Source organism: Pseudomonas sp. B14(2022) (assembly GCF_012030485.1).
Taxonomy (GTDB): Bacteria; Pseudomonadota; Gammaproteobacteria; order Pseudomonadales; family Pseudomonadaceae; genus Aquipseudomonas.
In genome coordinates this window covers 19,599-43,376 of record NZ_JAAUVM010000014.1, presented here as the reverse complement: position 1 = coordinate 43,376, position 23,778 = coordinate 19,599, and the positions used below count along the sequence as shown (strand labels likewise).

The following is a 23,778-nucleotide window of genomic DNA, read 5'->3' as shown; positions in this document are numbered from 1 at the left end:
AGGCTTTGCTGTTTCAGAGATGAACGACAGCCAGGTCCAGGCGGCCGTAGTCGTTGTCGTTATGATCGTTGCGCGGTGGCACATGGTGGGTCTTCATCACTTGGTCGCCCTGCAGGGTTTCCAGATGGATGTCGAAGCCCCATAGCCGATGCAGGTGCTTGAGCACTTCCTCGGTGGATTCCCCCAGGGGTTTACGGTCGTGCTGCTGGTGGCGCAGGGTCAGCGAGCGGTCGCCGCGCACATCGATGCTGTAGATCTGCACATTGGGCTCACGGTTGCCCAGGTTGTACTGCGCGGCCAACGTCTCACGAATGATGCGGTAGCCGGGCTCATCATGGATGGCCGGTACAACCAGGTCGTCCTTGAGGTCATCATCGAGAATACTGAACAGCTTGAGATCCCGAATAACCTGGGGTGAGAGGTACTGCAGGATAAAGCTCTCATCCTTGAAACTGCTCATGGCGAACTTAATCGTCGACAGCCAATCGCTGCCGGCGATTTCCGGGAACCAGCGGCGGTCCTCATCGGTGGGGTGTTCGCACATGCGCCGGATATCGCGGTACATGGCAAAACCCAGCGCGTAAGGGTTTATCCCGCTGTAATACGGGCTGTCGAAGCCGGGTTGGAACACCACGCTGGTGTGGGACGTCAGGAACTCCATCATGAAACCGTCGGTGACCAGGCCTTCGTCGTACAGGTCGTTCATCAGCGTGTAGTGCCAGAACGTCGCCCAACCTTCGTTCATCACCTGGGTCTGGCGCTGTGGGTAAAAGTACTGAGCGATCTTGCGCACAATGCGCACGATTTCCCGTTGCCACGGCTCCAGCAGCGGTGCGTGCTTTTCCAGGAAGTACAGGATGTTTTCCTGGGGTTCGGAGGGGAAGCGCGCGTTGTCCTTGTCGCTGTTCTTGCCGGCGCGTTTGGGAATGGTGCGCCACAGGTCGTTGATCTGCTTCTGCAGGTGCTCTTCGCGCTCCTTCTGGCGCAGGCGTTCTTCTTCGGCAGAAATAGGGTACGGGCGTTTGTACCGGTCGACGCCGTAGTTCATCAGGGCGTGGCAGGAGTCGAGTAAGTCTTCCACGGCGTCGATACCGTGGCGCTCCTCGCACTGCATGATGTACTGCTTGGCGAACACCAGGTAATCGATGATCGAGCTGGCGTCTGTCCAGGTTCGGAACAGGTAGTTGCCTTTGAAGAAGCTGTTGTGCCCATAGCAGGCATGAGCCACCACCAATGCCTGCATGCAGATGGTGTTTTCTTCCATCAGATAGGCGATGCACGGGTCGGAGTTGATCACAATCTCGTAGGCCAGGCCCATCTGGCCCCGGGTGTAGGACTTCTCGGTGCTAAGGAAATGTTTGCCGTAGGACCAATGGTGGTAACCCAAGGGCATGCCGACGGAGGCGTAGGCATCCATCATTTGTTCGGCCGTGATCACTTCGATCTGGTTGGGGTAGGTGTCCAGGGCATAACCTGCCGCGATGCGGCTGATTTCCCGGTCATAAGCCTGGATCAGTTCAAAGGTCCACTCGGAGCCGGTGGAAATGGGTTGGCGCTTAGTCTCTTTTTTGGCGGTCATGTCACTAACCTGCGCTGGAAGAGTTCACGGAAGACCGGATAGATATCGCCGGCCGAGACCAGTTGCTGCTGGGCGAACGTGTCGGCAAAGGCTTCGCCGATGCGCTCGTATTCGAACCACAGGGCCTGGTGCTCACGGGGGGTGATTTCGACGTAAGTGTAGTACTGCACAAACGGCATGATCTGGTTGATCAGGATATCGCGGCAGATCGGCGAATCGTCGTTCCAGTTGTCGCCGTCAGAGGCCTGGGCTGCGTAGATATTCCACTCGTTGGCCGGGTAGCGTTCGGCCATGATTTCCTGCATTAGCTTCAAGGCGCTGGAGACGATGGTGCCGCCGGTTTCCCGCGAGTAGAAGAACTCTTCTTCGTCGACTTCCCTGGCACTGGTGTGATGGCGGATGAATACCACGTCTATCTTGTCGTAGTTCCGCTTCAGGAACAGGTACAGCAGGATGAAGAATCGCTTGGCGATGTCCTTGGTGGCTTGGGTCATGGAACCGGACACGTCCATCAGGCAGAACATTACCGCCTTGGAACTGGGATTAGGCTGCTTGACCAGCAGGTTGTACTTCAAGTCGAAAGTATCGAGGAACGGCACGCGGTGGATGCGCGCGCTGAGTTTCTCTATTTCTGCCTCGATTTCCTGGATATCGCCGAAGTTATCCGGCTCTTCGCGCTTCAAACGCACCAACTCTTCCTTCGCCGTCCTCAATTTGGCGCGGCTGCTGCCCGACAGGGCGATACGCCGCGCATGGGCCGAGCGCAGCGTGCGGATGATGTTGATTCGAGAGGGGTTGCCTTCGTTGCTGATCCCCGCCCGTACGGTCTTGAAAGTATCGGTGCCGGTCAGGTTCCGCTTGACCAGGTTGGGCAACTCCAGGTCCTCGAACATGAATTCGAGGAACTCTTCCTGGGTGATCTGGAACACGAATTCGTCCATGCCCTCGCCGGAGTTACCGGCCTTGCCCGGGCCTTTGCCACCGCCCCCGCCCTGCGGGCGCTGGATATGCTCGCCGGTGGTGAATTCCTTGTTGCCGGGGTGCACGACAGTCTGTTTGCCGCCCCGGCCGTGGTGCAGCACCGGTTCGTCGATGTCGCGTCCGGGAATGCTGATTTGTTCGCCATGCTCCATGTCTGTAATGGAGCGGCGGCTGACGGCCTCTTCAACGGCCTTTTTGATGTGGTCACGGTAACGCCGCAGGAAACGCTGGCGGTTTACCGTGCTCTTGTTCTTGCCATTGAGGCGTCGGTCGATCACATAGCTCATGAGGAGCCCTCCGGGCAGCTTCACGTTACAAGCTTCAAGCGGCGAGCTGGAAGCTTAGAGACAAGCGGTCAACTGCCAGGCCCATGACCTGGCAGTGCACGCCTATCGCTGCCTTACTGCGATTTGCGAACCCGCAGGTACCACTCGGAGAGCAGTCGTACCTGTTTGTCGGTGTAGCCGCGCTCGACCATTCGTGTGACGAAGTCGTTGTGTTTTTGCTGGTCCTCCTTGCTGGCCTTGGCGTTGAAGCTGATGACCGGCAGCAGATCCTCGGTGTTGGAGAACATTTTCTTCTCGATGACCACCCGCAGCTTCTCGTAGCTGAGCCAGGTGGGATTCTTGCCGTTGTTGTTGGCGCGGGCGCGCAGTACGAAGTTGACGATTTCGTTGCGGAAATCCTTCGGATTGCTGATGCCGGCGGGTTTTTCGATCTTCTCCAATTCTTCGTTTAGGGCTACGCGGTTGAGGATTTCGCCGGTTTCCGGGTCGCGGTATTCCTGGTCCTGGATCCAGAAGTCCGCATACAGCACGTAGCGGTCGAAGATGTTCTGGCCGTACTCGCTGTAGGACTCCAGGTACGCGGTCTGGATTTCCTTGCCGATAAACTCGATGTAGCGCGGCGCGAGGTATTCCTTGAGGAAGCGCAGGTAGCGTTCGCGGGTTTCCGCCTGGAATTGTTCCTGTTCGATCTGCTGCTCCAGCACATACAGCAGGTGCACCGGGTTGGCGGCGATCTCGTGGGGGTCGAAGTTGAAGACCTTGGACAGGATCTTGAACGCAAAGCGCGTCGACAGGCCGTTCATGCCTTCATCCACGCCCGCTGTGTCGCGGTATTCCTGGATCGACTTGGCCTTGGGATCGGTGTCCTTGAGGTTTTCGCCGTCGTACACACGCATCTTCGAATAGATATTCGAGTTTTCCGGCTCCTTGAGACGCGACAGCACGGTGAACTGGGCGAGCATCTTCAGGGTGTCGGGTGCGCAGTGGGCCTTGGCCAGTGAGCTATTGAACAGCAGCTTGTCATAGATCTTGATTTCATCGCTGACCCGCAGGCAGTAAGGCACCTTGACGATATAGATCCGGTCGATGAAGGCTTCGTTGTTCTTGTTGTTGCGGAAGGTGTGCCATTCCGATTCGTTGGAGTGAGCCAGCAGGATCCCTGTGAACGGAATCGCGCCCAGGCCTTCAGTACTGTTGTAGTTGCCTTCCTGGGTGGCGGTGAGCAGTGGGTGCAGCACCTTGATCGGCGCCTTGAACATTTCCACGAATTCCATCAGGCCCTGGTTGGCCCGGCACAGTGCACCCGAGTAGCTGTAGGCGTCGGCGTCGTTCTGCGGGAATTCCTCCAGTTTCCGGATATCGACCTTGCCCACCAGCGCCGAAATGTCCTGGTTGTTCTCATCGCCCGGTTCGGTCTTGGCCACGCCGATCTGGTTGAGGATCGACGGGTAGAGTTTCACCACGCGGAACTGGCTGATGTCGCCGCCGAACTCGGCCAGGCGCTTGGTGGCCCAGGGCGACATGATGGTGTTGAGGTAACGTCGTGGGATGCCGAAGTCTTCTTCGAGGATCGCGCCATCTTCCGTGGCGTTGAACAGGCCCAGGGGCGACTCGAAGACCGGTGAGCCCTTGATGGCGTAGAAGGGCACCTTCTCGATCAGTTGCTTGAGTTTTTCGGCCAGGGACGATTTACCACCGCCAACGGGGCCGAGCAGGTAGAGGATCTGTTTCTTCTCTTCCAGGCCCTGAGCGGCGTGGCGGAAGTAGGAGACGATCTGGTCGATGCATTCTTCCATCCCGTGGAAGTCTTCAAAGGCCGGATAGCGGCGGATCACCTTGTTGGAAAATATTCGCGACAGGCGCGAATTATTGGCGGTTTCCACCAGCTCCGGCTCGCCAATCGCCAATAGCAGGCGTTCGGCGGCAGACGCGTAGGTGCTGCGATCCTGTTTGCACAGCTCGAGATACTCCTGAAGCGTGAGTTCTTCCTGCTGTGTGGATGCGAAGCGTTGTTGGAAGTGGCTAAAAATACTCATGACGTCGTCACCTCGCTCGATACGTGGAGCCGACGCCGGATCTATCAGTCGATGCTGGCAGTCATTGACGAACGCCAATGGCCGTTTTCCCCCCAGAACACCCTAAACGCTACCGATGACCCGCACGCCGGTGTACCGGCTCTCCCCTGATTCGGATGGCCTGGGCTTAAGGATAGTCGGAATCGGAGAGGGCAAGGGACGATGAGCAATTAGTTTGCCTGCGCCGTTCGTCAGAAACGGCGCGAGCCCAAGCGTCACGCGGGGTAGCGGTGTGTGAAAAAAATTATTGCGAATCGCCGGATGAAATTTCTGCAGGATAGGTCGTACGCCATAGCTCAAAGCCGCCGTCCAGGCTATAGACGTCGGAGAAGCCCTGGCTGATCAGGTAGGCGGCGGCGCTTTGGCTGGAATTGCCGTGGTAGCAGGCCACGATCACCGGCGCGTCAAGGTCGGCGGCGCGGATGAAATCGGCGATGTTGACGTTGTCCAGGTGCTGGGCGCCGGCGATGTGAGCGGCGGCGTAAGTCGGCTGGTCGCGGATATCGACCACCACCGCACCTTGCTCGCGCAGGGCTTGGGCTTGTTCGGGAGGGATACGTTTGAATTCGCTCATGGTGGGCTCCTTGTGCATGGCTGCGGGACTAGCGTTTGGCGGCAGCTGGCAGTGTAACGGGAAGGGGAGATTCGCACTGGCAGCTCAGGCGCTCGCCGGTGTCGATGTTCATCAAGGTCATGGCGCCGCCCCACACGCAGCCGGTGTCGAGGGCAAACACGCCAGGTTCGTCGCACTTGCCTTCAAGGGCTGCCCAGTGACCAAAGATGATCCTGGTGTCGCGGGTCTTGCGTTCCTTGTGGGCAAACCACGGTTTGTAGCCGGGCAGCGCCGTGTCGGCGCCTTCCTTGCTCTTGAGGTCCAGCTTGCCCTCGGCAGTGCAGAAGCGCATGCGTGTGAAATAGTTGGTAATCACCCGTAGGCGGGCCGCGCCAGTGAGGTCGTTGTCCCACTTCACTGGCTCGTTGCCATACATGCCGTCGAGGTAGGCGGTGTACAGGCTGTCATCGGCCAGGGCGTTTTCGACTTCGGCGGCGCACTTGAGGGCTTTTTTCAGCGTCCACTGCGGCGGGATACCGGCATGGACCAAGGCCATATTGCGGCTTTCGTCGTAATGCATGATCTTTTGCCGACGCAGCCAGTCAAGCAGTTGCGCGCGATCTGGCGCTTCGAGGATTTCGCGCAAGGTATCGCCCTTTTTCAGGCGCTCGATGTTACTGCCGGCCGCCAGCAGGTGCAGGTCATGGTTGCCCAGTACGCACACCAGGGAATCGCGCACGCTATACAGGTAACGTAGCGTTTCCAGGGACTCGGGGCCGCGATTGACCAGGTCGCCTACCAGCCACAGGCGATCATTCGCCGGATCGAAGGCCACCCGTTCAAGCAGGCACTTGAGGGGCTCCAGGCAGCCTTGCAGGTCGCCGACCGCGTACGTTGCCATCAGTGCAGGGCCCCTGGTACGGCGAGGCGAAAAGGCTTGATGATGGCGTCGAACAGTTTGCCGTCAGTGGCTTTCATCTGATACGAGCCTTGCATGGTGCCGACCTTGGAGGTCATTACCGTGCCGCTGCTGTAGGTGTGGCTGGCGCCGATGTCGATCAACGGTTGTTGGCCGACAACGCCTGCGCCGCGAACTTCCTCGACCTGACCGTCACCGTCGGTGATCACCCAGTGGCGTGACAGCAGCTTGGCCGGCACCTGGCCGTTGTTTTTCACCGTGATGGTGTAGGCAAAGGCGAAGCGGTTCTGTTCAGGTTGCGATTGGTCCGCCAGGAAGCGGGTGACGACGCTGACGTCGATCTGGTAGCGAGGATCGGACATGCAAGAGGCCTTAAAAGCAAAAGCGGAGGACAGCAGATGCGGATCAGTCTAGGCCAAGAGGTGGGCACTAGGCCAGACATGTGTCTGGCCATGCCTGGGTGCTTCAGTCGGCGGACGGCGCAGGCTGGATGGCAAGCTGGTCGGCCAGACGCACGAACGCGGCCAGGTCCAGTTGCTCTGGGCGCAGGCTGCCGTCGACGCCGGCGGCTTCGATCTCGGCGTTGCTCAGCAGCGCCTTGAGCGTGTTGCGCAGGGTCTTGCGGCGTTGGTTGAACGCTTCACGTACCACGCGTTCCAGCAATTTGTGATCCTTGGCCGGGTGCGGCAGTACGGCGTGAGGCACCAGGCGCACGATGGCCGAATCGACCTTCGGCGGTGGGTTGAACGCACCCGGGCCGACATTGAACAGGTGTTCGACGCGGCAGTGGTACTGAACCATGATCGACAGGCGACCCCAATCACCACCACCTGGGCCGGCGGCCAGGCGTTCCACCACTTCTTTCTGCAGCATGAAGTGCATGTCGCGGATGATCCCGGCGTTGTTCAGCAGGTGGAAAATCAGCGGTGTGGAGATGTTGTACGGCAGGTTACCCACCACGCGCAGGCTGTTGGGCGCGGCGTTGAGGGTATTGAAGTCGAACTTCAGTGCATCGCCCTGATGCAGGTTGAAATTGGGCTTGTCGGCGAACTGCTGGTTGAGGATGGGGATCAGGTCCTTGTCCAGTTCAACCACGTCCAGTTGGCCGCCGCTGGCGAGCAAGCCTTGGGTCAGCGCGCCCTGGCCCGGGCCGATTTCCAGCAGACGGTCTTCTGGCTTGGCATGGATGGAGCGCAGGATACGGTCGATCACGCCAGCGTCGTGCAGGAAGTTTTGCCCGAAGCGCTTACGCGCCCGGTGTTGGTAATGCTCGGTCATATACGGGTCTCGGCCATCTGATAGGCGGTTTCCAGGGCCACGTGCAGGCTGCCGGTATCGATCTTGCCGCTGCCCGCCAGGTCCAGGGCGGTGCCATGGTCGACGGAGGTGCGGATGATCGGCAGGCCCAGCGTCACGTTGACCGCGGCGCCGAAACCTTTGTACTTCAGCACCGGCAGCCCCTGGTCATGGTACATCGCCAGCACTGCGTCGCAGTGCTCCAGATATTTTGGGGTAAACAGAGTGTCTGCTGGCAGTGGGCCGCGCAGGTCCATGCCTTCTTGGCGCAGACGCTCCAGGGTTGGTTCAATGATGTCTATTTCTTCATGGCCCAAGTGTCCGCCTTCGCCGGCGTGGGGGTTGAGCCCGCAGACCAGAATGCGCGGTTGGGCGATGCCGAATTTTTGTTGCAGGTCGGCATGCAGGATGCGCGTAACGCGCTCCACACGCTCGGCGGTGATGGCGTCGGCAATGTCGCGCAATGGCAGGTGCGTGGTCACCAGGGCGACCCGCAGGCCGCGTGTTGCCAGCATCATGACGACTTGAGCGGTGTTGGTCAGCTCGGCCAGGAATTCGGTATGGCCGGAAAACGCAATGCCCGATTCGTTGATCACGCCCTTGTGGACGGGCGCGGTGATCATGCCGGCGAAGTCGCCGTCGATGCAGCCTTGCCCCGCGCGGGTCAAGGTTTCCAGGACGAACGCCGCGTTGGCCCTGTCGAGTTCTCCGGCAACGACCTTGGCGTGCAGCGGGGTGTTCCACACATACAAGCTGCCAGCGGCTGCCGGCAGGTCGGGCCAGTTGCCCGGTGCCACGTCCAGCAGATTGACGACCACACCCAGCTGCGCGGCCCGCTCAAGGAGGAGGTCGCGGCTGGTAATGGCAATCAGGGGGTGAGGCTGGGGCTGCGAGGCGAGCAGCAGGCACAGGTCTGGACCAATGCCGGCCGGCTCGCCGGGTGTCACGGCGAAACGCTGGGGTTTCACGGAGCTGCCTGGTCGGTGCCTGTTTGCTCGGCGCCTGGCAGCTTGTTTTCCACGTAGGCTTCGTCACGGATCTGACGTAGCCAGGTTTGCAGCTCTTCGTCGTATTTGCGGTTACGCAGTACGTTCAGAGCCTGCTGCTCGCGGGCTTGGCTGGTGTTGTCGGTGGCGCGACGGCCAAGGACTTCCAGCACATGCCAGCCATATTGGGTTTTGAACGGCTTGGACAGTACGCCTTGCGGAGTATCGGCCATCACCTGCTGGAACTCGGGCACCAAGGCTTTCGGGTCGATCCAGTTCAGGTCGCCGCCGTTGAGGGCGGAACCCGGGTCTTCCGAGAAGCTCTTGGCCAGGGTGGCAAAGTCTTCACCGCTTTCGATGCGGTCATAGATCTTCTGGGCCAGTTCCTTGGTTTGTGCTTCGGTGCGAATTTCGCTTGGTTTGACCAGAATATGACGAACATGCACTTCGTCTTTCAGCGAGGTCTCGCCACCGCGACGTTCCAGCAACTTCAGGATGATGAAGCCGCCTGGGGTGCGGGCTGGCTGGGTGATGCCACCCACTTCCATGGCACTCAGTTCACGGTCGAACGGAGGTGGCAGTTGAGCAGCTTTACGCCAGCCCATATCGCCACCTTCAAGGGCGTTGTCGCTGCCGGACTGGGCAATGGCCATCTGGGCAAAGTCAGCACCGGCTTTCAGGCGATCATAGATAGCCTGGGTTTTCGCCGCTGCCGCGTTCAGTTGCTCGGAGTTGGCGCTGTCCGGGGTCGGGATCAGGATATTGGCCAGGTGCAGTTCTTCGGAAAGCTGCATCTTGCCCAAATCTGAGGCCAGGAAGTTCTTCACTTCCTGCTCGGACACCTGAACTCGCTCGGCAACGCGACGCTGACGCACACGGCTGATGATCATTTCGCGGCGGATCTGGTCACGGGCGTCTTCATATGAAAGACCGTCGTGGGCCAGGGCTGCGCGGAATTGATCAATGCTCATGTTGTTGCGTTGAGCGATGGTGCCGACCGCCTGGTTCAATTCTTCGTCCGAAATACGGATGCCGGAACGCTCGCCGATCTGCAGTTGCAGGTTTTCGACGATCAGGCGCTCCAGTACCTGTTGGTCCAGCACGCTGGTAGGTGGCACGCCACCGCCACGCTTGGCGATGGTTTGCTGCACTTCCTTGACGCGCTGGTCCAGTTGGCTCTGCATGATCACGTCGTTATCGACGATGGCCACTACTTTATCCAGTTGCTGAACCGCAGCGTGAGCCGATACGGTGCCCAGGAACAGCGCGCCCAGCACTAGCGGGCGCAGACAATCAGAAAGCTTGGTCTTCACGTTCACGATAACCTTCAATGCCTTTGTCGAGGAAGCTCTCTACCTTGGCGCCGGTCAGGCCGCCGAGTCCTTTGAGGACGATCTGCAGGAAGAGCCCGTGGTCACCCTTTTCGTTAAGCGGGGCGATCTGGCTGTATTCGTCGTTGGAAACCCAGTAACGGTTGATGACGCGCAGTTTCCAGCAGCAGTTGTCGTACTCGAAACCACCGAAGGCTTCCAGGGTACGGTTGCGAGCGTAGTCATACTGCCAGCGGGTGATCAGGTTCCACTGGGGAATGATCGGCCACATCATCGAGAAGTCGTGTTGTTGGATTTTGTAGTAATCCTTCACGAAGTTCGGATCGCCTGGCTGTCCGTAGTCACCGCCGAACTGCCATTTGCCGGTCAGCTGGTTGTAGACGACCTGATCGTTACGATAGCGATAACCGACGTTGATGATCTTGTTCGGGTTGTCTTCCGGCTGGTAGTGAAGCATCGCGCTACCGGAACGAGGGCTGTGCTCCTCGGTGTCCCAGTTGTAGTCGGCAGTGGCGCGCCAGTCGCGGTTGAAGCGGAACTCGTAGTCCAGCGCAACAGGCGATACATCGGACTGCGCATCGGCACGGTCGGCTGCCAGCACGCCCGGCAGTTGAACTTCGCGGTCCTTGAAATACACAGCCTGGCCGACGCTGACGCGTTGACGTTCGAAGCCGTTTTCTTCGATCCAGCGGTTGGTCAGGCCGAGCGACAGTTTGTTCTCATCGCCGATGCGGTCGGAACCACTGAAGCGGTTGTCACGGAAAAGCGAGGCGTAGCTGAACGAGTACTCGCTGGTATCAAAGACAGGAATATCGCTCTGGTCTTTGTTTGGAACGTAAAGGTAGAACGCACGCGGCTCCAGGGTCTGGCGATATTCCTTGCCGAACCAGTTGGTGTTGCGGTCGAAGTACAGGCCGCTGTCGACGCTGGCAATTGGAACGGCGCGGCTTTGAGAACTTTTGAATTCGTCCCCAGCAGCCAGCGAGTTCTTGCCGATGGTATCGAGATCGAGGTCGTACTTGGTGTAAACGTATTTCAGCTTCGGCGTGATGAAACCGTACGTCGTATTAAGCGGAAGCGAAATGCTCGGTGCCAGGTTCAGGCGCGTGCCGTTTGCGCGGGTCAGGCCCCTCACGTTGGTATCCAGTCGAGCGCTGGTGACACCGTCTTTATCGGTGAAGTCGCCGTTCTCAAGATCCCGATCAAATCTTACAGCTTCGGTTTCATAAGCGAACTGCAAGCCCCCCGGGCTGTAAGGTAGGGCACCATTGAAGGTGATCTGTGGCAGCCGGTCATACGGTGTGATCTGGGAAATCGTCGCCAGCTGATAAGCCTGGACATTCAAGCGCGCCTGGAAGGAGTCGCCGCGATAGGCCACGGAGCCCTGTTGGTTGACGAAGGTCCGGCTCTCAACACCCTCCTGATAGGACTTGAGGTCCTGGAAGTAGTAAGGGTCACTGATCTTGGTGTAGTCGACCTGGGTCAGTACACGCGAATCCAAGCCACCTTTGTGCTGCCAATTGAGCATGTAGCGGGTTTTGTCGTAATCGGTCTGCAGCTTGCGTTCGTCGCTGTCGTCGTTCAGGTACGCGCCGCCGAACTGACCTTCGCTGGACTTGGTGAGGTAGCGGAATTCGCCTTCCATCATCATGCCGCGCTTGGTCATGTATTGCGGGTACAACGTGGCATCGTAGTTTGGCGCCAGGTTGAAGTAGTACGGCGTGACCAGGGTGAAGCCGGTTTCGCTGCCGGTGCTGAAGCTCGGTGGCAGGAAGCCGGACTGACGACGGTCGTCGATCGGGAAATAGATGTAAGGGGTGTACAGGATCGGGATGTTCTTGATCCGCAACGTCGCGTTGGTGGCCGTACCGAAACCGGTGGCCGGGTTCAACGTTATGTTGTTGCCCTTGAGCTGCCAGGCGTTGCTGTCCGGCTCGCAGGTGGTGTACGTACCGTCCTTGAGACGGATGATCGCGTTTTCGGCGCGCTTGGCGTACAGCGCGTTACCGCGGATACGCGACTTGTGCATCACGTATTCGGCGTTGTCGATCTGCGCCGCGCCGGTGTCCAGCTGAACCTGGGCGTGGTCGCCGACGATCAAGGCACCGTTGTCGCGCAGTCGCACGTTACCGTTCAGCTCACCACGGTTCTCGGCCTGATACAGGCTGGCTTCTTCCGACTCCAGCTGCATGCTGCCCTGGCGCATGACGACGTCACCGGCCAGGGTTGCGACTTGTTGTTCCTGCTCGTAACGAGAGGCCTTGGCACCGATGAAGGTGGGCGCATCGCTTTTGTTCGTCTTGTCGTTCATGCCAGGACGAGTTGGCTCGATGTACGCACCGCCGCAGTAAGGACCGGTTTCTGCCAGCTGGGCTGCGGTCAACTTTTCGCGAGGCACCCAGTCCAAGTGGCTGTAGTCGGCGCTGCGCGAACGCAGGCCACGGCCCTTGGACTCGGTGACCAGTGCGGTCTTCGGCTCGGCTTCGGCACTGCCGCCAGCGTCGGCCTGCGCCGTGCTGTTGGCCGAGCTGACGGCCGCGCCGTCATGCACCGGGCGCGGTGGCAATGGGGCGGCGGCGGTCTTCGGCGCGCAGTCCCAGGCACCCGAAGCAGAGACTGAGCAGTCATACTGTTCCGCGGCGACCACGAATGAGGTGGCGAAGGGTTGCATGGCCAGCAGACTGCCGGTTACCAGCAACGGAAATTTTCTACGAAACGCGGGGGATTTCAATGCCATCTTATTAGTCCGGGCTTCCTGCGTGCCATCTGCCCGCGGTTTGGGCCGCACGCCTCTCGATGGTCTGAAAAAGATGCGTGATAATAAAGCATGCCCCGCTTGACGGCTAGCGCCGTCGGAGACCCTTGTAATGCCCGAGCAAGATCTACGTTTACAACAGCTGGAAGTCTGGCTGGATGAGCAGTTGCCGATCCTTTTCAACGCTCAAGGCTGGGGTGCCGTACCCCCGGCCACATTGACTGCGGCCAGCAGCGACGCGAGTTTCAGGCGCTATTTCCGTTGGGACGGCGGCGGTCGAACTTTCGTGATAATGGACGCGCCACCCCCCCAGGAAAACTGCAAACCTTTCGTCGATATCGCGTATTTGCTATCCACTTCGGGAATAAATGTTCCGAAAATTTATGCGCAAGACTTGCCCCGAGGCTTTCTTTTGCTCAATGACCTGGGCAGAAAAACCTATCTGGACGTGATAAACGACGAAAACGCCGATCAGTTGTTTGCTGATGCCATCGACGCCTTGCTGGCTTATCAGCAGTTGCCGATGGACGCGCCATTGCCCAGCTATGACGTCGCCTTGCTGCGACGCGAGCTCGAATTGTTTCCTGAATGGTACGTGCGCCGACACTTGGGTATCGAGCTGGATACTCAGCAACAGGCACTTTGGCAGCGTGTCAGCGATCACTTGATCGACAGCGCCCTGGCGCAACCCAAAGTGCTGGTGCACCGCGACTATATGCCACGCAACCTGATGATCAGCGAGCCGAACCCTGGCGTGCTGGATTTCCAGGATGCAGTGTATGGTCCGGTCACCTACGACATCACCTGCCTGTTCAAGGACGCCTTCCTCAGTTGGCCCCAGGCCCGCGTACGCGAATGGCAACGCGGCTATTGGGAGCGTGCGGCCCAGGTCGGCATTCCGGTACAACCGGACTTTGAAGATTTCCTGCGCGCCAGCGACCTGATGGGCGTGCAGCGCCACCTCAAGGTCATCGGTATCTTTGCGCGCATCTGCCATCGCGACGGCAAGCCTCGCTATCTGGCCGATGTGCCGCGCTTCTTTGCTTATATAGAGGCGGTGCTCGCGGATCGTGCGGAGTTGAGCGAATTGGGCGAGTTGCTGACCAGCCTGCGCCAACCCGTTGAGGCCAGCGTATGAAGGCCATGATCCTGGCCGCCGGCAAAGGCGAGCGGATGCGCCCGCTGACGTTGCACACCCCCAAGCCGTTGGTGCAGGCCGGCGGCAAGCGCCTGATCGAGTACCACCTGGAGGCGCTGGCCAAGGCCGGTTTCACCGATATCGTTATCAACCATGCCTGGCTCGGCCAGCAGATCGAAAGCTATCTGGGCGATGGTGCGCAGTTCGGCCTGCGCATTCGCTACTCCCCGGAGGGCGAACCGCTGGAAACCGGTGGCGGGATTTTCCAGGCGCTGCCGTTGCTGGGGGATGAGCCGTTCCTGGTGGTCAACGGCGATATCTGGACCGACTACGACTTCACTCGGCTCAAGCAACCGCTCCAGGGCCTGGCCCATCTGGTGATGGTCGACAACCCGGCACATCATCCCTCGGGGGGTGATTTCTACCTTGATCAGGGCTTGCTTCATGATGCGGCGCCCGGTGCCGATAACCTGACCTTCAGTGGCATTTCAGTGCTAGACCCCCGGCTGTTCGAGGGTTGCAGCGCCGGTGCCTTCAAGCTGGCGCCGCTGCTGCGTGCGGCCATGGCGAAAGGTTTGGTAACGGGGGAACACATGGCGGGACACTGGATTGATGTCGGCACGCTGGAGCGCCTGGCGCACGTCGAAACCCTGCTGACAGCGGGGCAGTAGCATGTTGTGGCCAGGGACGCTGATCGGCGCCGGGGCTGGCTTTGCCATTGCCAGTATTCCGGGGGCCTTGTTAGGTGCGCTGTTGGGGCAGGCGCTGGATCGCCGAATGCAATTGCACAGTTGGGCACAGTTGCGCGAGCGCTTGGGCGGGCGTCCGGCGTTACGCAATGACGAATTATTGTTTGTGTTGCTCGGGCGCCTGGCCAAAAGCAACGGGCGGGTGGTGGACGGGCATATCCAGCAGGCGCGGCAAGAAATGCGCTCGCTGGACATGACCGAGTCGGCCCAGCGCCGCGCGATTGCGGCGTTCAACCGAGGCAAATCCGGTTCCGACCGGGTGCGCCGCTACCTGCGTGTGCTCAAGTCCCAACCCCATGCGGCGGAAGGTGTGTTGCGTGCGTGTTGGCGGATGGTCTGGGCGGACGGCAAGGCGGATGACGCCGAGCGTGATTTGATCGACCTGTGGGGTAAGTGGTTGGGCTGGACACCGCAACAGCTCCAGGCATTGGCGGCCGACTACACTCCTGAGCGCAAGCCGCTGGTCAATCGCGGTACGACCTATCAGGAAGCATTGCGCTTGCTCGGTGTGACAGCTACCACAGAGCCCTCGGCCATCAAGCGTGCCTATCGCCGTCTGCTGAGCCGTCACCATCCGGACAAGGTGGCCGGCAGTGGTGCCAGCCCTGCGCAAGTGCGTGAGGCGACCGAGCGCACCCGTGAATTGCACAACGCCTATGCGTTGATTCGCGAGCGCCGGGATTTTCGTTAGAGGCCACTCTTTCACGGATAACCACATTGGTTTTGCGCTGATCCTCAGTCGGCGCTGGCCTGCGGGCTCAACCAGCCGCGAATCCGGCGATACAACTGTTCCTGCTCGGCGGCGCTGTTGCCGGGCAGGGTCTTCAATGACACCTGCTTATAACCATCATTCTTCAAACGCTTCGCGGCCTGGGCGCGTGCCAGGGCGTTTTTGCGTGCTTGAGCGTTGTCTTGATAGAAGACGTCGGCCGTCGGCAGTTTCAGGCCGGGGGCCAGTTGCTGCACGTCGGGATGGCGCCCGGTGGGTGTCTTGGCCGCGACCATCACGAGCTTCTGCACCTGGGAGGGTTGTTTTTCACTCAGGTAACGCGCCGCCCACCAGGCGCCGGTGCCATGGCCCACCAGCACCACAGTGCGTGCGCTCTGGGTCTGGGCAAAGGCCACGGCGGCATCGATGCGCGCAAAGATGCGCGAGGCGTCGGTCTTGTCCTGCTCGTCGGCGCCCGGCACCACCGCCGGGTCGGTGCCTTCCGCCTCGGCGCTGGCAGCTTGCTCGATCGGTTTGTCGGCGGTGCTCGCTTCTTTACTGCTGGTGTCGACGGTGGCGTTGGGCGCTTCCATGACGCGCGGCGGCAGGGTGTCTACGCTCACGTCCGGTAGCGAAAGACTGAGACTGCCCCAATTGGCATCCGGCAATTTCTGTCGCAACGGACCGATTGCTTGCGGCCAGTCAGCATTTTCGCCGGCGCCCGGTACGATAATCACCACACCTTCGGGCTCGGCGCTGTTGGCCGGTTTCCACAGGGCAAGGAATGAATCACTGCCGGCCTGCAACTGTTGTTGTTCCTGCTGCGGAATTTTGCGTTCCAGCGCGCTGGCCTCTTCCTGGCTACGCTCGGGCAGGGGCTGGCGTTCGACGGGTTTTTCGGCGGCCGGCGCGGGGGCCTCAGCCGCCTGCGCAGAAAAGGCACTGGTAAACAGCAGTGACAGGCACAATGCTGGCAGTGCCGAACGGTTTCGATAGGACATCGTTGATTTCCGGCCAGAAGTGATTCCAGCAGCCTAATGGGTTGGTCAGTATTTGTCAGTGATGTGAGACGTGGATCATGGGTTTTCGCTGTCTGCTGGTTATCGGCTGTTTGTGCCTTGCCTTGATGGCAAACGCTTCCCCCGCGCCTGCCGCACCGCAGGCGCAGCTTAATGCGCAGCAGCGCGAATGGCTGGCCCGGCACCCGGAGTTGCGGGTGGGCGTGGTGTTGCAGGCGCCTTACGCGCAATACGACCGGCGTCTGCAGCGCTTGTCCGGGGCGAATGTCGAGTTGATGCAGTGGCTGGCCAAGGCGCTGAACATCGAGCTGACCTGGCGTAACTTCCCTGATCAGGAACAACTGGAAGCGGCGGTACGCGACGACGAGGTGGACATTGCCCCCGGCCTGCAGCAAACCCCGGCCGGTTTGCGCCTGTGGCAGTTCACCGACCCGTATATGCGTGTGCCTCAACATATTGTCGGCATTCGCGAGGGCGGTGGTGCCGTGGACCTGGAGAAGCTCGACGATCAATCCCGTGTTGCCGTGCGCATGCCCAGCGCCGTGGCCGATTACCTGCGCAGTACCTACCCCGGCCTCAATCTGCAAGGCGTGCCCATGGAGCGCCAGGCCTTGCAATTGTTGGTCAGCCAGCAGGCGCGTTATGCCGTTGTGGATGAAGCGCAATTAAGCCGCTTGTCCGCAGAGGCGGAGTTCAGCGGGCTGGCGGTGGTGGGGGACATCGGCCTGCCGCAATTGCTGCGGGTGGCTACTCGCCGGGATTGGCCTGAACTGGCCAGCATCATGGAAAGTGCCCTGAGCGCCATCCCGGCCCGCGACCTGGATCAACTGCACAGTCGCTGGCTGCAACCCAAATATCCACGTTTATCCGAATCCAAGGGCCTTTGGCAGAACCTCAGCCTGCTCCTCGGCCTGTTTCTGCTCGCCAGCCTGGCCGTGGTGTTCTGGCTGCGCCGCCAGCAACGCGTGCTGGAGCATGACCTGCTGGCTGCCCGCGAAGAAAGCGCGGCCCGTGCCGCCGGTGCCGAAGCGCTGCGCTTGACGCAGTTTTCCATCGACCAAAGCACCGTCGGCATCCTGTGGGTCAATTGGGATAGCCATGTGCGCTACGCCAATCGTGCGGCCGAAAGCATGCTCGGTTACGAGCCCGGCGCACTGATCGAACGACCGCTGGTCGACCTCGACCCGACCCTGGATATGGACCGTTGGCTCAACCTGTGGAAGCGCGCACGGGCCAGCGAAGAGGGGCCGCAGAATTTCGCCACCGATTGTTTGCGCGCCGATGGCAGCATCCTGCCGGCCAACGTGTCCTTGAGCTTTCTGCGATTTGCCGAGGCCGAGTACCTGGTGGTCTACCTGAACGATGTCACCGAACTGCGCCGCACCCTGGCCGCGTTGATGCAAAGTGAAGCGCAACTGCGCGAGTTGTCCGCTCACCTGGAAACCGTGCGCGAGGAAGAAAAGGCCCGCATCGCCCGGGAAGTGCACGACGAACTCGGGCAAATGCTCACGGTGCTAAAACTGGAAACCTCCATGTGCGAGCTGTCCTACGCGCAACTGGATCCTGGCCTGCACGAGCGCTTGAACAGCATGAAGCGCCTGATCGCCCAACTGTTCCAGTTGGTGCGGGACGTGGCGACGGCGCTGCGCCCACCGATTCTCGATGCCGGTATTGCCTCGGCGATTGAATGGCAAGCGCGGCGTTTCGAAGCGCGCACGCAAATCCCCTGCCTGGTGCAGGTACCGGATAACCTGCCGACCTTGAGTGATGCCAAGGCCATCGGCCTGTTCCGTATCCTGCAAGAGGCGCTGACCAATGTGATGCGCCATGCCCAGGCGCATACTGTCGAGCTGACCCTGGCGTTGGAAGGCAACGACCTGCGGCTGACCATCAGCGACGATGGCGTCGGTTTCGTCCAGGCCCAGGGGCGCCCGGTATCGTTTGGCCTGGTGGGGATGCGCGAGCGGGTGCTGATCATGGGCGGGCAACTGAGCCTGGACAGTCAATTGGGCGAGGGCACCACCTTGAGTGTCACGGTGCCTTTGGATGCATAACGATAAGAGGACGCCCTTGTGATCCGTGTACTGGTAGCCGAAGACCACACCATTGTTCGTGAAGGCATCAAGCAATTGATCGGCCTGGCCAAAGACCTGCTGGTGGTGGGCGAGGCGAGTAATGGCGAGCAGTTGCTGGAGACCTTGCGCCATGTGCCTTGCGAGGTGGTGTTGCTGGACATCTCGATGCCCGGCGTCAATGGCCTGGAAGCGATTGCGCGCATTCGCGCCTTGAGCAATCCGCCGGCAATCCTGGTGCTGTCGATGCACGATGAGGCGCAAATGGCCGCCCGCGCCTTGAAGGTGGGCGCGGCTGGTTACGCCACCAAGGACAGCGACCCGGCGCTGCTGCTGATGGCGATTCGCAAGGTCGCGGCCGGCGGGCGCTACATCGACCCGGACCTGGCAGACCGCATGGTCTTCGAGGTCGGCCTGACCGACTCGAGGCCCTTGCATTCGCTGCTGTCCGAGCGTGAATTCTCAGTGTTCGAGCGCCTGGCCCAGGGCGCCAACGTCAATGACATCGCCCAGCAACTGGCGCTGAGCAGCAAGACCATCAGCACTCACAAAGCGCGGCTGATGCAGAAGCTCAATATCACGTCCCTGGCGGAGCTGGTGAAGTACGCGATGGAACACAAGCTGTTGTGACGCCATGCCTGTTTGCGACAGGCCTTGAGCCCCGGTAAAGCCATTCTCGGCGTACGCCGCCGGGGCACTGTTCAATCCCCGCCATCCGTGTAGGGCGATCCCTACCCCAAACCTTCCATCCGGCTGATGCGATTCTCTCCTGGCCCCCGATTTTCGGGGGCTCGCGCCTGGACTACGCTTGTGCCACAGCAGTCCAAAACACAAAGGTGCGGGTATGAGCGAGGCGGATTCAAATGATGTGCTGGTCAGCTTTCGTGGCGTGCAGAAGAGCTACGACGGCGAGAACCTGATCGTCAAAGACCTCAACCTGGAGATTCGCAAGGGCGAGTTCCTCACCTTGCTCGGGCCTTCCGGTTCGGGCAAGACCACCAGCCTGATGATGCTGGCTGGCTTCGAAACGCCGACCGCCGGCGAAATCCAGCTGGCCGGGCGCTCGATCAACAACGTGCCGCCGCACAAGCGCGACATCGGCATGGTGTTCCAGAACTACGCACTGTTCCCGCACATGACGGTTGCCGAGAACCTCGCGTTCCCGCTGTCGGTGCGGGGCTTGAGCAAGACCGATATCAGCGAGCGGGTCAAACGCGTGCTGAGCATGGTCCAGCTCGACGCCTTCGCCCAGCGCTATCCGGCGCAACTGTCCGGCGGCCAGCAGCAGCGTGTGGCCTTGGCCCGGGCACTGGTGTTCGAGCCGCAGTTGGTGCTGATGGACGAACCCCTCGGCGCCCTCGACAAGCAATTGCGCGAACACATGCAGATGGAGATCAAGCACCTGCACCAGCGCCTCGGCGTGACCGTGGTGTACGTGACCCACGACCAGGGCGAAGCCTTGACCATGTCCGACCGTGTGGCGGTGTTCCATCAGGGCGAGATCCAGCAGATCGCCGCGCCGCGCACATTGTATGAAGAGCCGAAAAACACCTTCGTCGCCAACTTCATCGGTGAAAACAACCGCCTCAATGGCCGCCTGCACAGCCATACCGGCGAGCGCTGCGTGGTAGAGCTGGCGCGCGGCGAGAAGGTCGAGGCGCTGGCGGTGAACGTCGGCCAGATCGGCGGCCCGGTGACCCTGTCGGTGCGCCCCGAGCGTGTCAGCCTCAATGGCTCCAGCGAAAGCTGCGTCAACCGTTTCTCCGGACGGGTGGCGGAATTTATCTACCTGGGCGACCACGTGCGTGTGCGCCTGGAAGTCTGCGGCAAGGCCGATTTTTTTGTGAAACAACCGATCGCCGAGCTGGACCCGGCCCTGACGGTCGGCGACGTGGTACCGATTGGCTGGCAAGTCGAGCACGTTCGCGCACTCGACCCACTTCTAGAGGCGAATTGATCGCCCCCATGGCTTCACCAACCCTGCACGTGGAGAGAACAACAATGTTGAGATCCCTGAAATATTCCGTCCTGGCCCTGAGCTTGATGGGCGCGACACAGGCCATGGCCGGTCCGGACCTGACCGTCGTATCCTTTGGTGGCGCGAACAAGGCTGCACAGGTCAAGGCTTTCTATGCACCGTGGGAAAGCGCGGGCAACGGCAAGATTATCGCCGGTGAGTACAACGGTGAGATGGCCAAGGTCAAAGCCATGGTCGACACCAAGAGCGTGTCCTGGGACTTGGTGGAAGTGGAATCGCCGGAATTGTCCCGCGGCTGTGACGAAGACATGTTCGAGCCGCTGGACCCGAAACTGTTCGGTAACAGCGCCGACTATGTGAAGGGTGCGATTCAGCCGTGCGGCGTGGGCTTCTTCGTATGGTCGACCGTTCTGGCCTACAACGCGGACAAACTGGCTTCTGCGCCAACCAGTTGGGCGGATTTCTGGGACACCAAGAAATTCCCGGGCAAGCGCGGCCTGCGCAAGGGCGCCAAGTACACCCTGGAATTCGCCTTGATGGCCGACGGCGTGGCGCCGAAGGACGTGTACAAAGTGCTGGCCGGCAAAGATGGCCAGGACCGTGCGTTCAAGAAGCTCGACGAACTCAAGCCGTCGATCCAATGGTGGGAAGCCGGCGCACAACCGCCGCAATACCTTGCCTCGGGTGACGTGGTGATGAGCTCGGCCTACAACGGCCGCATCGCCGCCGTGCAAAAAGAAAGCAACCTGAAAGTGGTGTGGAACGGCGGCATTTACGACTTCGACGCTTGGGCCATCCCTAAAGGCCTGGCCAAGGACCGTGCCGAAGCGGCGAAGAAATTCATCGCCTTCTCGGTGCAGCCGCAGCAGCAGAAGACCTACTCGGAAAACATCGCCTACGGGCCGGCCAACACCCAAGCCGTCCCGCTGCTGGCCAAGGACATCCTCAAGGATATGCCGACTACGCCAGAGAACATCGCCAATCAGGTACAGATCGATGTGAGCTTCTGGGCCGATAACGGCGAGCAACTGGAGCAGCGCTTCAACTCCTGGGCTGCCAAGTAACACCGCATAACCCTGTGGGGGGCCACCTCCTCCCACAGGGGATTTCTTGCGTGTGAAAGATTGCATTCATTTTCAAGTTTCGGAGTCAGCCATGGCCATCGCCGTTCCCTCGAACGAGGTCAACAGCCCCACCCTCAAGCAGCGCCTGGCGCGTGCCGAGCGGCTCAATCGATGGAAGGCCCAGGCCTTGATTGCGCCGCTGGTGCTGTTTTTGCTGCTGGTGTTCCTGGTGCCGATTGTTGCGCTGCTGTTTAAAAGCGTCGGCAACCCGGAAGTGGTGGGCGGTCTGCCGCGCACCGTGGTGGCGGTGACGGCCTGGGACGGTCGTGGTCTGCCGGGTGAACCGGTGTATCAGGCTCTGAGTGAGGACCTGGGCGAGGCGCGCAAAAACCAGACCCTGGGCGATCTGTCCAAACGCTTGAACATGGAACTGGCCGGCTATCGCAGCCTGCTAACCAAAACCGCGCGGGCGCTGCCGTTTACCGAAGCGCCTGCCTCTTATAAAGCAGCGCTGGAAAACCTCGACGAACGCTGGGGCGACCCGGCGTACTGGCAGGCGATCCGGCGCAATACCAGCAGCCTGACACCGTTCTACCTGCTGGCGGCCGTCGATCACCGCATCGACGACCTTGGTGAAGTGGCCCCGGCCACCCCGGACCAGGCGATCTACCTGGACATCTTCGCCCGCACCTTCTGGATGGGCCTGGTGATCACCACCATCTGCCTGTTACTGGCTTATCCGCTGGCGTATTTGCTGGCTAACCTGCCGGCGCGCAAAAGTAACCTGCTGATGATTCTGGTGCTGCTGCCGTTCTGGACCTCGATCCTGGTGCGTGTGGCGGCGTGGATCGTGCTGCTGCAATCCGGCGGGCTGATCAACAGCGCGCTGATGGGCATCGGCCTGATCGACAAACCCCTGGAGCTGGTGTTCAACCGCACCGGGGTCTACATCTCCATGGTGCATATCCTGCTGCCGTTCATGATTTTGCCGATCTACAGCGTAATGAAAGGCATCTCGCCCACTTACATGCGTGCGGCCATCTCCCTGGGCTGTCACCCGTTCGCCAGCTTCTGGCGCGTGTACTTCCCTCAGACGTATGCCGGTGTCGGCGCCGGATGCCTGTTGGTGTTCATCCTGGCCATTGGTTACTACATCACCCCGGCGCTGCTGGGCAGCCCGAACGACCAGATGGTCAGCTACTTCGTGGCTTTCTACACCAACACCAGCATCAACTGGGGTATGGCGACGGCGTTGGGCGGTTTGCTGCTGCTGGCGACCGTGGTGCTGTACCTGATCTACAACTGGCTGGTGGGCGCCAGCCGCCTGCGCCTGAGCTGAGGAGACCTTGCGATGCTGAGCCCTTATATGTCACCAGTAGAACGGGTGTGGTTCTACAGCTTGCGGATCCTCTGCGGCTTGATCCTGTTGTTCCTGATATTGCCTGTGCTGGTCATCATCCCGCTGTCGTTCAACAGCGGCAGTTTCCTGGTGTATCCGTTGCAAGGTTTCTCGCTGCACTGGTACCAGGATTTCTTCGCCTCGGCGGAATGGATGCGTGCGTTGAAGAACAGCATCATCGTCGCCCCGGCGGCCACGGTGCTGGCCATGGTGTTCGGCACCCTGGCGGCGATCGGCCTGACCCGCGGCAATTTCCCCGGCAAGGCGCTGGTGATGGCCCTGGTGATTTCGCCGATGGTGGTGCCGGTGGTGATTATCGGTGTGGCCAGCTACCTGTTTTTTGCGCCGCTGGGCCTGGGCAACAGTTTCTTCTCGCTGATCGTGGTGCACGCCGTGCTTGGGGTGCCGTTTGTGATCATCACCGTGTCTGCGACCCTGCAGGGTTTCAACCATAACCTGGTACGGGCCGCCGCCAGCCTGGGCGCCTCGCCATTGACGGCGTTTCGTCGGGTGACCTTGCCGCTGATTGCACCGGGGGTCATCTCCGGCGCGCTGTTTGCCTTCGCCACCTCGTTCGATGAGGTAGTAGTGACGCTGTTCCTCGCCGGCCCCGAGCAAGCGACCCTGCCGCGCCAGATGTTCAGCGGCATCCGCGAAAACCTCAGCCCGACGATTGCGGCGGCGGCGACCTTGCTGATTGCCTTCTCGGTGTTGCTGTTGCTGACCCTGGAGTGGCTACGTGGGCGTAGCGAGAAACTGCGCACAGCCCAGGTCTAAAGCCCAGCACAGCCCCCTCCCACAGGGGGGCTGTGACCATTCAGCGCCTGAATGGAAGACAACCCGATCCAGTCAGCTACTCTTGTGCCAGCCCATCACCGATAAGAGGCC

20 protein-coding genes are annotated in these 23,778 nt (G+C 60.5%); 9 read left to right on the top strand and 11 right to left on the bottom strand.

Annotated features, from left to right (window positions below):
• Positions 1-13 precede the first annotated feature (13 nt).
• From HCF10_RS19920 to HCF10_RS19875, 10 genes are all read right to left on the bottom strand, one after another.
• Positions 14-1,579, bottom strand: a complete 1,566-nt coding sequence (locus tag HCF10_RS19920) for a SpoVR family protein (RefSeq protein ID WP_145336837.1) — start codon at positions 1,577-1,579, stop codon at positions 14-16.
• Entirely contained in the window at positions 1,576-2,847 is a 1,272-nt protein-coding gene (locus HCF10_RS19915) for a YeaH/YhbH family protein (RefSeq protein WP_167656232.1), read from the bottom strand. The genes HCF10_RS19920 and HCF10_RS19915 overlap by 4 nt, the downstream gene beginning before the upstream one ends.
• Positions 2,848-2,960: 113 nt before the next feature.
• On the bottom strand, positions 2,961-4,883 hold the full coding sequence (locus HCF10_RS19910; protein WP_003194732.1) for a PrkA family serine protein kinase: 1,923 nt from the start codon (positions 4,881-4,883) through the stop codon (positions 2,961-2,963).
• Positions 4,884-5,166: 283 nt separating this feature from the next.
• On the bottom strand, positions 5,167-5,496 hold the full coding sequence (gene glpE, locus HCF10_RS19905; RefSeq protein WP_131699122.1) for a thiosulfate sulfurtransferase GlpE: 330 nt from the start codon (positions 5,494-5,496) through the stop codon (positions 5,167-5,169).
• 28 nt (positions 5,497-5,524) lie between these two features.
• A complete protein-coding gene (locus HCF10_RS19900) occupies positions 5,525-6,376 on the bottom strand; it encodes a symmetrical bis(5'-nucleosyl)-tetraphosphatase (protein ID WP_131699123.1) in 852 nt (283 codons plus the stop codon).
• On the bottom strand, positions 6,376-6,756 hold the full coding sequence (gene apaG / locus HCF10_RS19895; protein WP_027605913.1) for a Co2+/Mg2+ efflux protein ApaG: 381 nt from the start codon (positions 6,754-6,756) through the stop codon (positions 6,376-6,378). The genes HCF10_RS19900 and apaG overlap by 1 nt, the downstream gene beginning before the upstream one ends.
• Positions 6,757-6,859: 103 nt before the next feature.
• Positions 6,860-7,672, bottom strand: coding sequence for a 16S rRNA (adenine(1518)-N(6)/adenine(1519)-N(6))-dimethyltransferase RsmA (gene rsmA / locus HCF10_RS19890; RefSeq protein ID WP_131699124.1), 813 nt, complete (start codon positions 7,670-7,672; stop codon positions 6,860-6,862).
• Complete coding sequence (gene pdxA, locus HCF10_RS19885) at positions 7,669-8,658, bottom strand: 4-hydroxythreonine-4-phosphate dehydrogenase PdxA (RefSeq protein ID WP_167656231.1); 990 nt, start codon at positions 8,656-8,658, stop codon at positions 7,669-7,671. Before pdxA ends, rsmA begins: the two co-directional genes overlap by 4 nt.
• Positions 8,655-9,995: a peptidylprolyl isomerase gene (locus HCF10_RS19880; RefSeq protein WP_027605910.1), complete on the bottom strand. Its 1,341-nt coding sequence runs from the start codon at positions 9,993-9,995 to the stop codon at positions 8,655-8,657. The genes pdxA and HCF10_RS19880 overlap by 4 nt, the downstream gene beginning before the upstream one ends.
• Positions 9,970-12,744: an LPS-assembly protein LptD gene (locus tag HCF10_RS19875; RefSeq protein WP_131699126.1), complete on the bottom strand. Its 2,775-nt coding sequence runs from the start codon at positions 12,742-12,744 to the stop codon at positions 9,970-9,972. Before HCF10_RS19875 ends, HCF10_RS19880 begins: the two co-directional genes overlap by 26 nt.
• Before the next feature lie 130 nt (positions 12,745-12,874).
• On the opposite strand from HCF10_RS19875, the gene HCF10_RS19870 reads away from it, so the two are divergent.
• Genes HCF10_RS19870 through HCF10_RS19860 form a run of 3 tightly spaced genes read left to right on the top strand, consistent with a single transcriptional unit; the run spans position 12,875 to position 15,340 of the window.
• Complete coding sequence (locus HCF10_RS19870; RefSeq protein WP_131699127.1) at positions 12,875-13,900, top strand: aminoglycoside phosphotransferase family protein; 1,026 nt, start codon at positions 12,875-12,877, stop codon at positions 13,898-13,900.
• Positions 13,897-14,571, top strand: a complete 675-nt coding sequence (murU, locus tag HCF10_RS19865) for an N-acetylmuramate alpha-1-phosphate uridylyltransferase MurU (RefSeq protein ID WP_131699128.1) — start codon at positions 13,897-13,899, stop codon at positions 14,569-14,571. Before HCF10_RS19870 ends, murU begins: the two co-directional genes overlap by 4 nt.
• Position 14,572: 1 nt before the next feature.
• Positions 14,573-15,340 (top strand): TerB family tellurite resistance protein, encoded by a 768-nt coding sequence (locus HCF10_RS19860; protein WP_167656230.1) that lies wholly within the window; start codon positions 14,573-14,575, stop codon positions 15,338-15,340.
• Between the two features lie 44 nt (positions 15,341-15,384).
• On the opposite strand, the gene HCF10_RS19855 is transcribed toward HCF10_RS19860, so the two are convergent.
• Positions 15,385-16,359, bottom strand: a complete 975-nt coding sequence (locus HCF10_RS19855; protein ID WP_167656229.1) for an alpha/beta hydrolase family protein — start codon at positions 16,357-16,359, stop codon at positions 15,385-15,387.
• Between the two features lie 77 nt (positions 16,360-16,436).
• Here HCF10_RS19855 and HCF10_RS19850 point away from each other — a divergent pair, with 77 nt between their 5' ends.
• From HCF10_RS19850 to HCF10_RS19825, 6 genes are all read left to right on the top strand, one after another.
• On the top strand, positions 16,437-18,431 hold the full coding sequence (locus tag HCF10_RS19850; RefSeq protein ID WP_167656228.1) for a PAS domain-containing sensor histidine kinase: 1,995 nt from the start codon (positions 16,437-16,439) through the stop codon (positions 18,429-18,431).
• An 18-nt stretch (positions 18,432-18,449) separates the two neighbouring features.
• Positions 18,450-19,079, top strand: a complete 630-nt coding sequence (locus tag HCF10_RS19845; RefSeq protein WP_027605903.1) for a response regulator — start codon at positions 18,450-18,452, stop codon at positions 19,077-19,079.
• Between the two features lie 214 nt (positions 19,080-19,293).
• Positions 19,294-20,406, top strand: a complete 1,113-nt coding sequence (locus tag HCF10_RS19840; protein ID WP_131699132.1) for an ABC transporter ATP-binding protein — start codon at positions 19,294-19,296, stop codon at positions 20,404-20,406.
• Positions 20,407-20,450: 44 nt separating this feature from the next.
• Positions 20,451-21,491, top strand: a complete 1,041-nt coding sequence (locus HCF10_RS19835; protein WP_131699133.1) for an ABC transporter substrate-binding protein — start codon at positions 20,451-20,453, stop codon at positions 21,489-21,491.
• Between the two features lie 91 nt (positions 21,492-21,582).
• Positions 21,583-22,830: an ABC transporter permease gene (locus HCF10_RS19830; RefSeq protein ID WP_131699134.1), complete on the top strand. Its 1,248-nt coding sequence runs from the start codon at positions 21,583-21,585 to the stop codon at positions 22,828-22,830.
• Positions 22,831-22,842: 12 nt separating this feature from the next.
• Positions 22,843-23,667: an ABC transporter permease gene (locus HCF10_RS19825; protein WP_017739612.1), complete on the top strand. Its 825-nt coding sequence runs from the start codon at positions 22,843-22,845 to the stop codon at positions 23,665-23,667.
• Positions 23,668-23,778 lie beyond the last annotated feature (111 nt).

Excerpts from the sequence above, each read along its gene's own strand:
- glpE (WP_131699122.1), bottom strand. The coding sequence starts at position 5,496 with ATGAGCGAATTCAAACGTATCCCTCCCGAACAAGCCCAAGCCCTGCGC.
- HCF10_RS19870 (WP_131699127.1), top strand. The coding sequence starts at position 12,875 with ATGCCCGAGCAAGATCTACGTTTACAACAGCTGGAAGTCTGGCTGGAT.
- HCF10_RS19825 (WP_017739612.1), top strand. The coding sequence starts at position 22,843 with ATGCTGAGCCCTTATATGTCACCAGTAGAACGGGTGTGGTTCTACAGC.
- HCF10_RS19910 (WP_003194732.1), bottom strand. The coding sequence starts at position 4,883 with ATGAGTATTTTTAGCCACTTCCAACAACGCTTCGCATCCACACAGCAG.
- HCF10_RS19840 (WP_131699132.1), top strand. The coding sequence starts at position 19,294 with ATGAGCGAGGCGGATTCAAATGATGTGCTGGTCAGCTTTCGTGGCGTG.
- HCF10_RS19875 (WP_131699126.1), bottom strand. The coding sequence starts at position 12,744 with ATGGCATTGAAATCCCCCGCGTTTCGTAGAAAATTTCCGTTGCTGGTA.
- HCF10_RS19855 (WP_167656229.1), bottom strand. The coding sequence starts at position 16,359 with ATGTCCTATCGAAACCGTTCGGCACTGCCAGCATTGTGCCTGTCACTG.
- HCF10_RS19850 (WP_167656228.1), top strand. The coding sequence starts at position 16,437 with ATGGGTTTTCGCTGTCTGCTGGTTATCGGCTGTTTGTGCCTTGCCTTG.
- apaG (WP_027605913.1), bottom strand. The coding sequence starts at position 6,756 with ATGTCCGATCCTCGCTACCAGATCGACGTCAGCGTCGTCACCCGCTTC.
- HCF10_RS19920 (WP_145336837.1), bottom strand. The coding sequence starts at position 1,579 with ATGACCGCCAAAAAAGAGACTAAGCGCCAACCCATTTCCACCGGCTCC.
- rsmA (WP_131699124.1), bottom strand. The coding sequence starts at position 7,672 with ATGACCGAGCATTACCAACACCGGGCGCGTAAGCGCTTCGGGCAAAAC.
- murU (WP_131699128.1), top strand. The coding sequence starts at position 13,897 with ATGAAGGCCATGATCCTGGCCGCCGGCAAAGGCGAGCGGATGCGCCCG.
- HCF10_RS19860 (WP_167656230.1), top strand. The coding sequence starts at position 14,573 with ATGTTGTGGCCAGGGACGCTGATCGGCGCCGGGGCTGGCTTTGCCATT.
- HCF10_RS19835 (WP_131699133.1), top strand. The coding sequence starts at position 20,451 with ATGTTGAGATCCCTGAAATATTCCGTCCTGGCCCTGAGCTTGATGGGC.
- HCF10_RS19915 (WP_167656232.1), bottom strand. The coding sequence starts at position 2,847 with ATGAGCTATGTGATCGACCGACGCCTCAATGGCAAGAACAAGAGCACG.
- HCF10_RS19830 (WP_131699134.1), top strand. The coding sequence starts at position 21,583 with ATGGCCATCGCCGTTCCCTCGAACGAGGTCAACAGCCCCACCCTCAAG.
- HCF10_RS19900 (WP_131699123.1), bottom strand. The coding sequence starts at position 6,376 with ATGGCAACGTACGCGGTCGGCGACCTGCAAGGCTGCCTGGAGCCCCTC.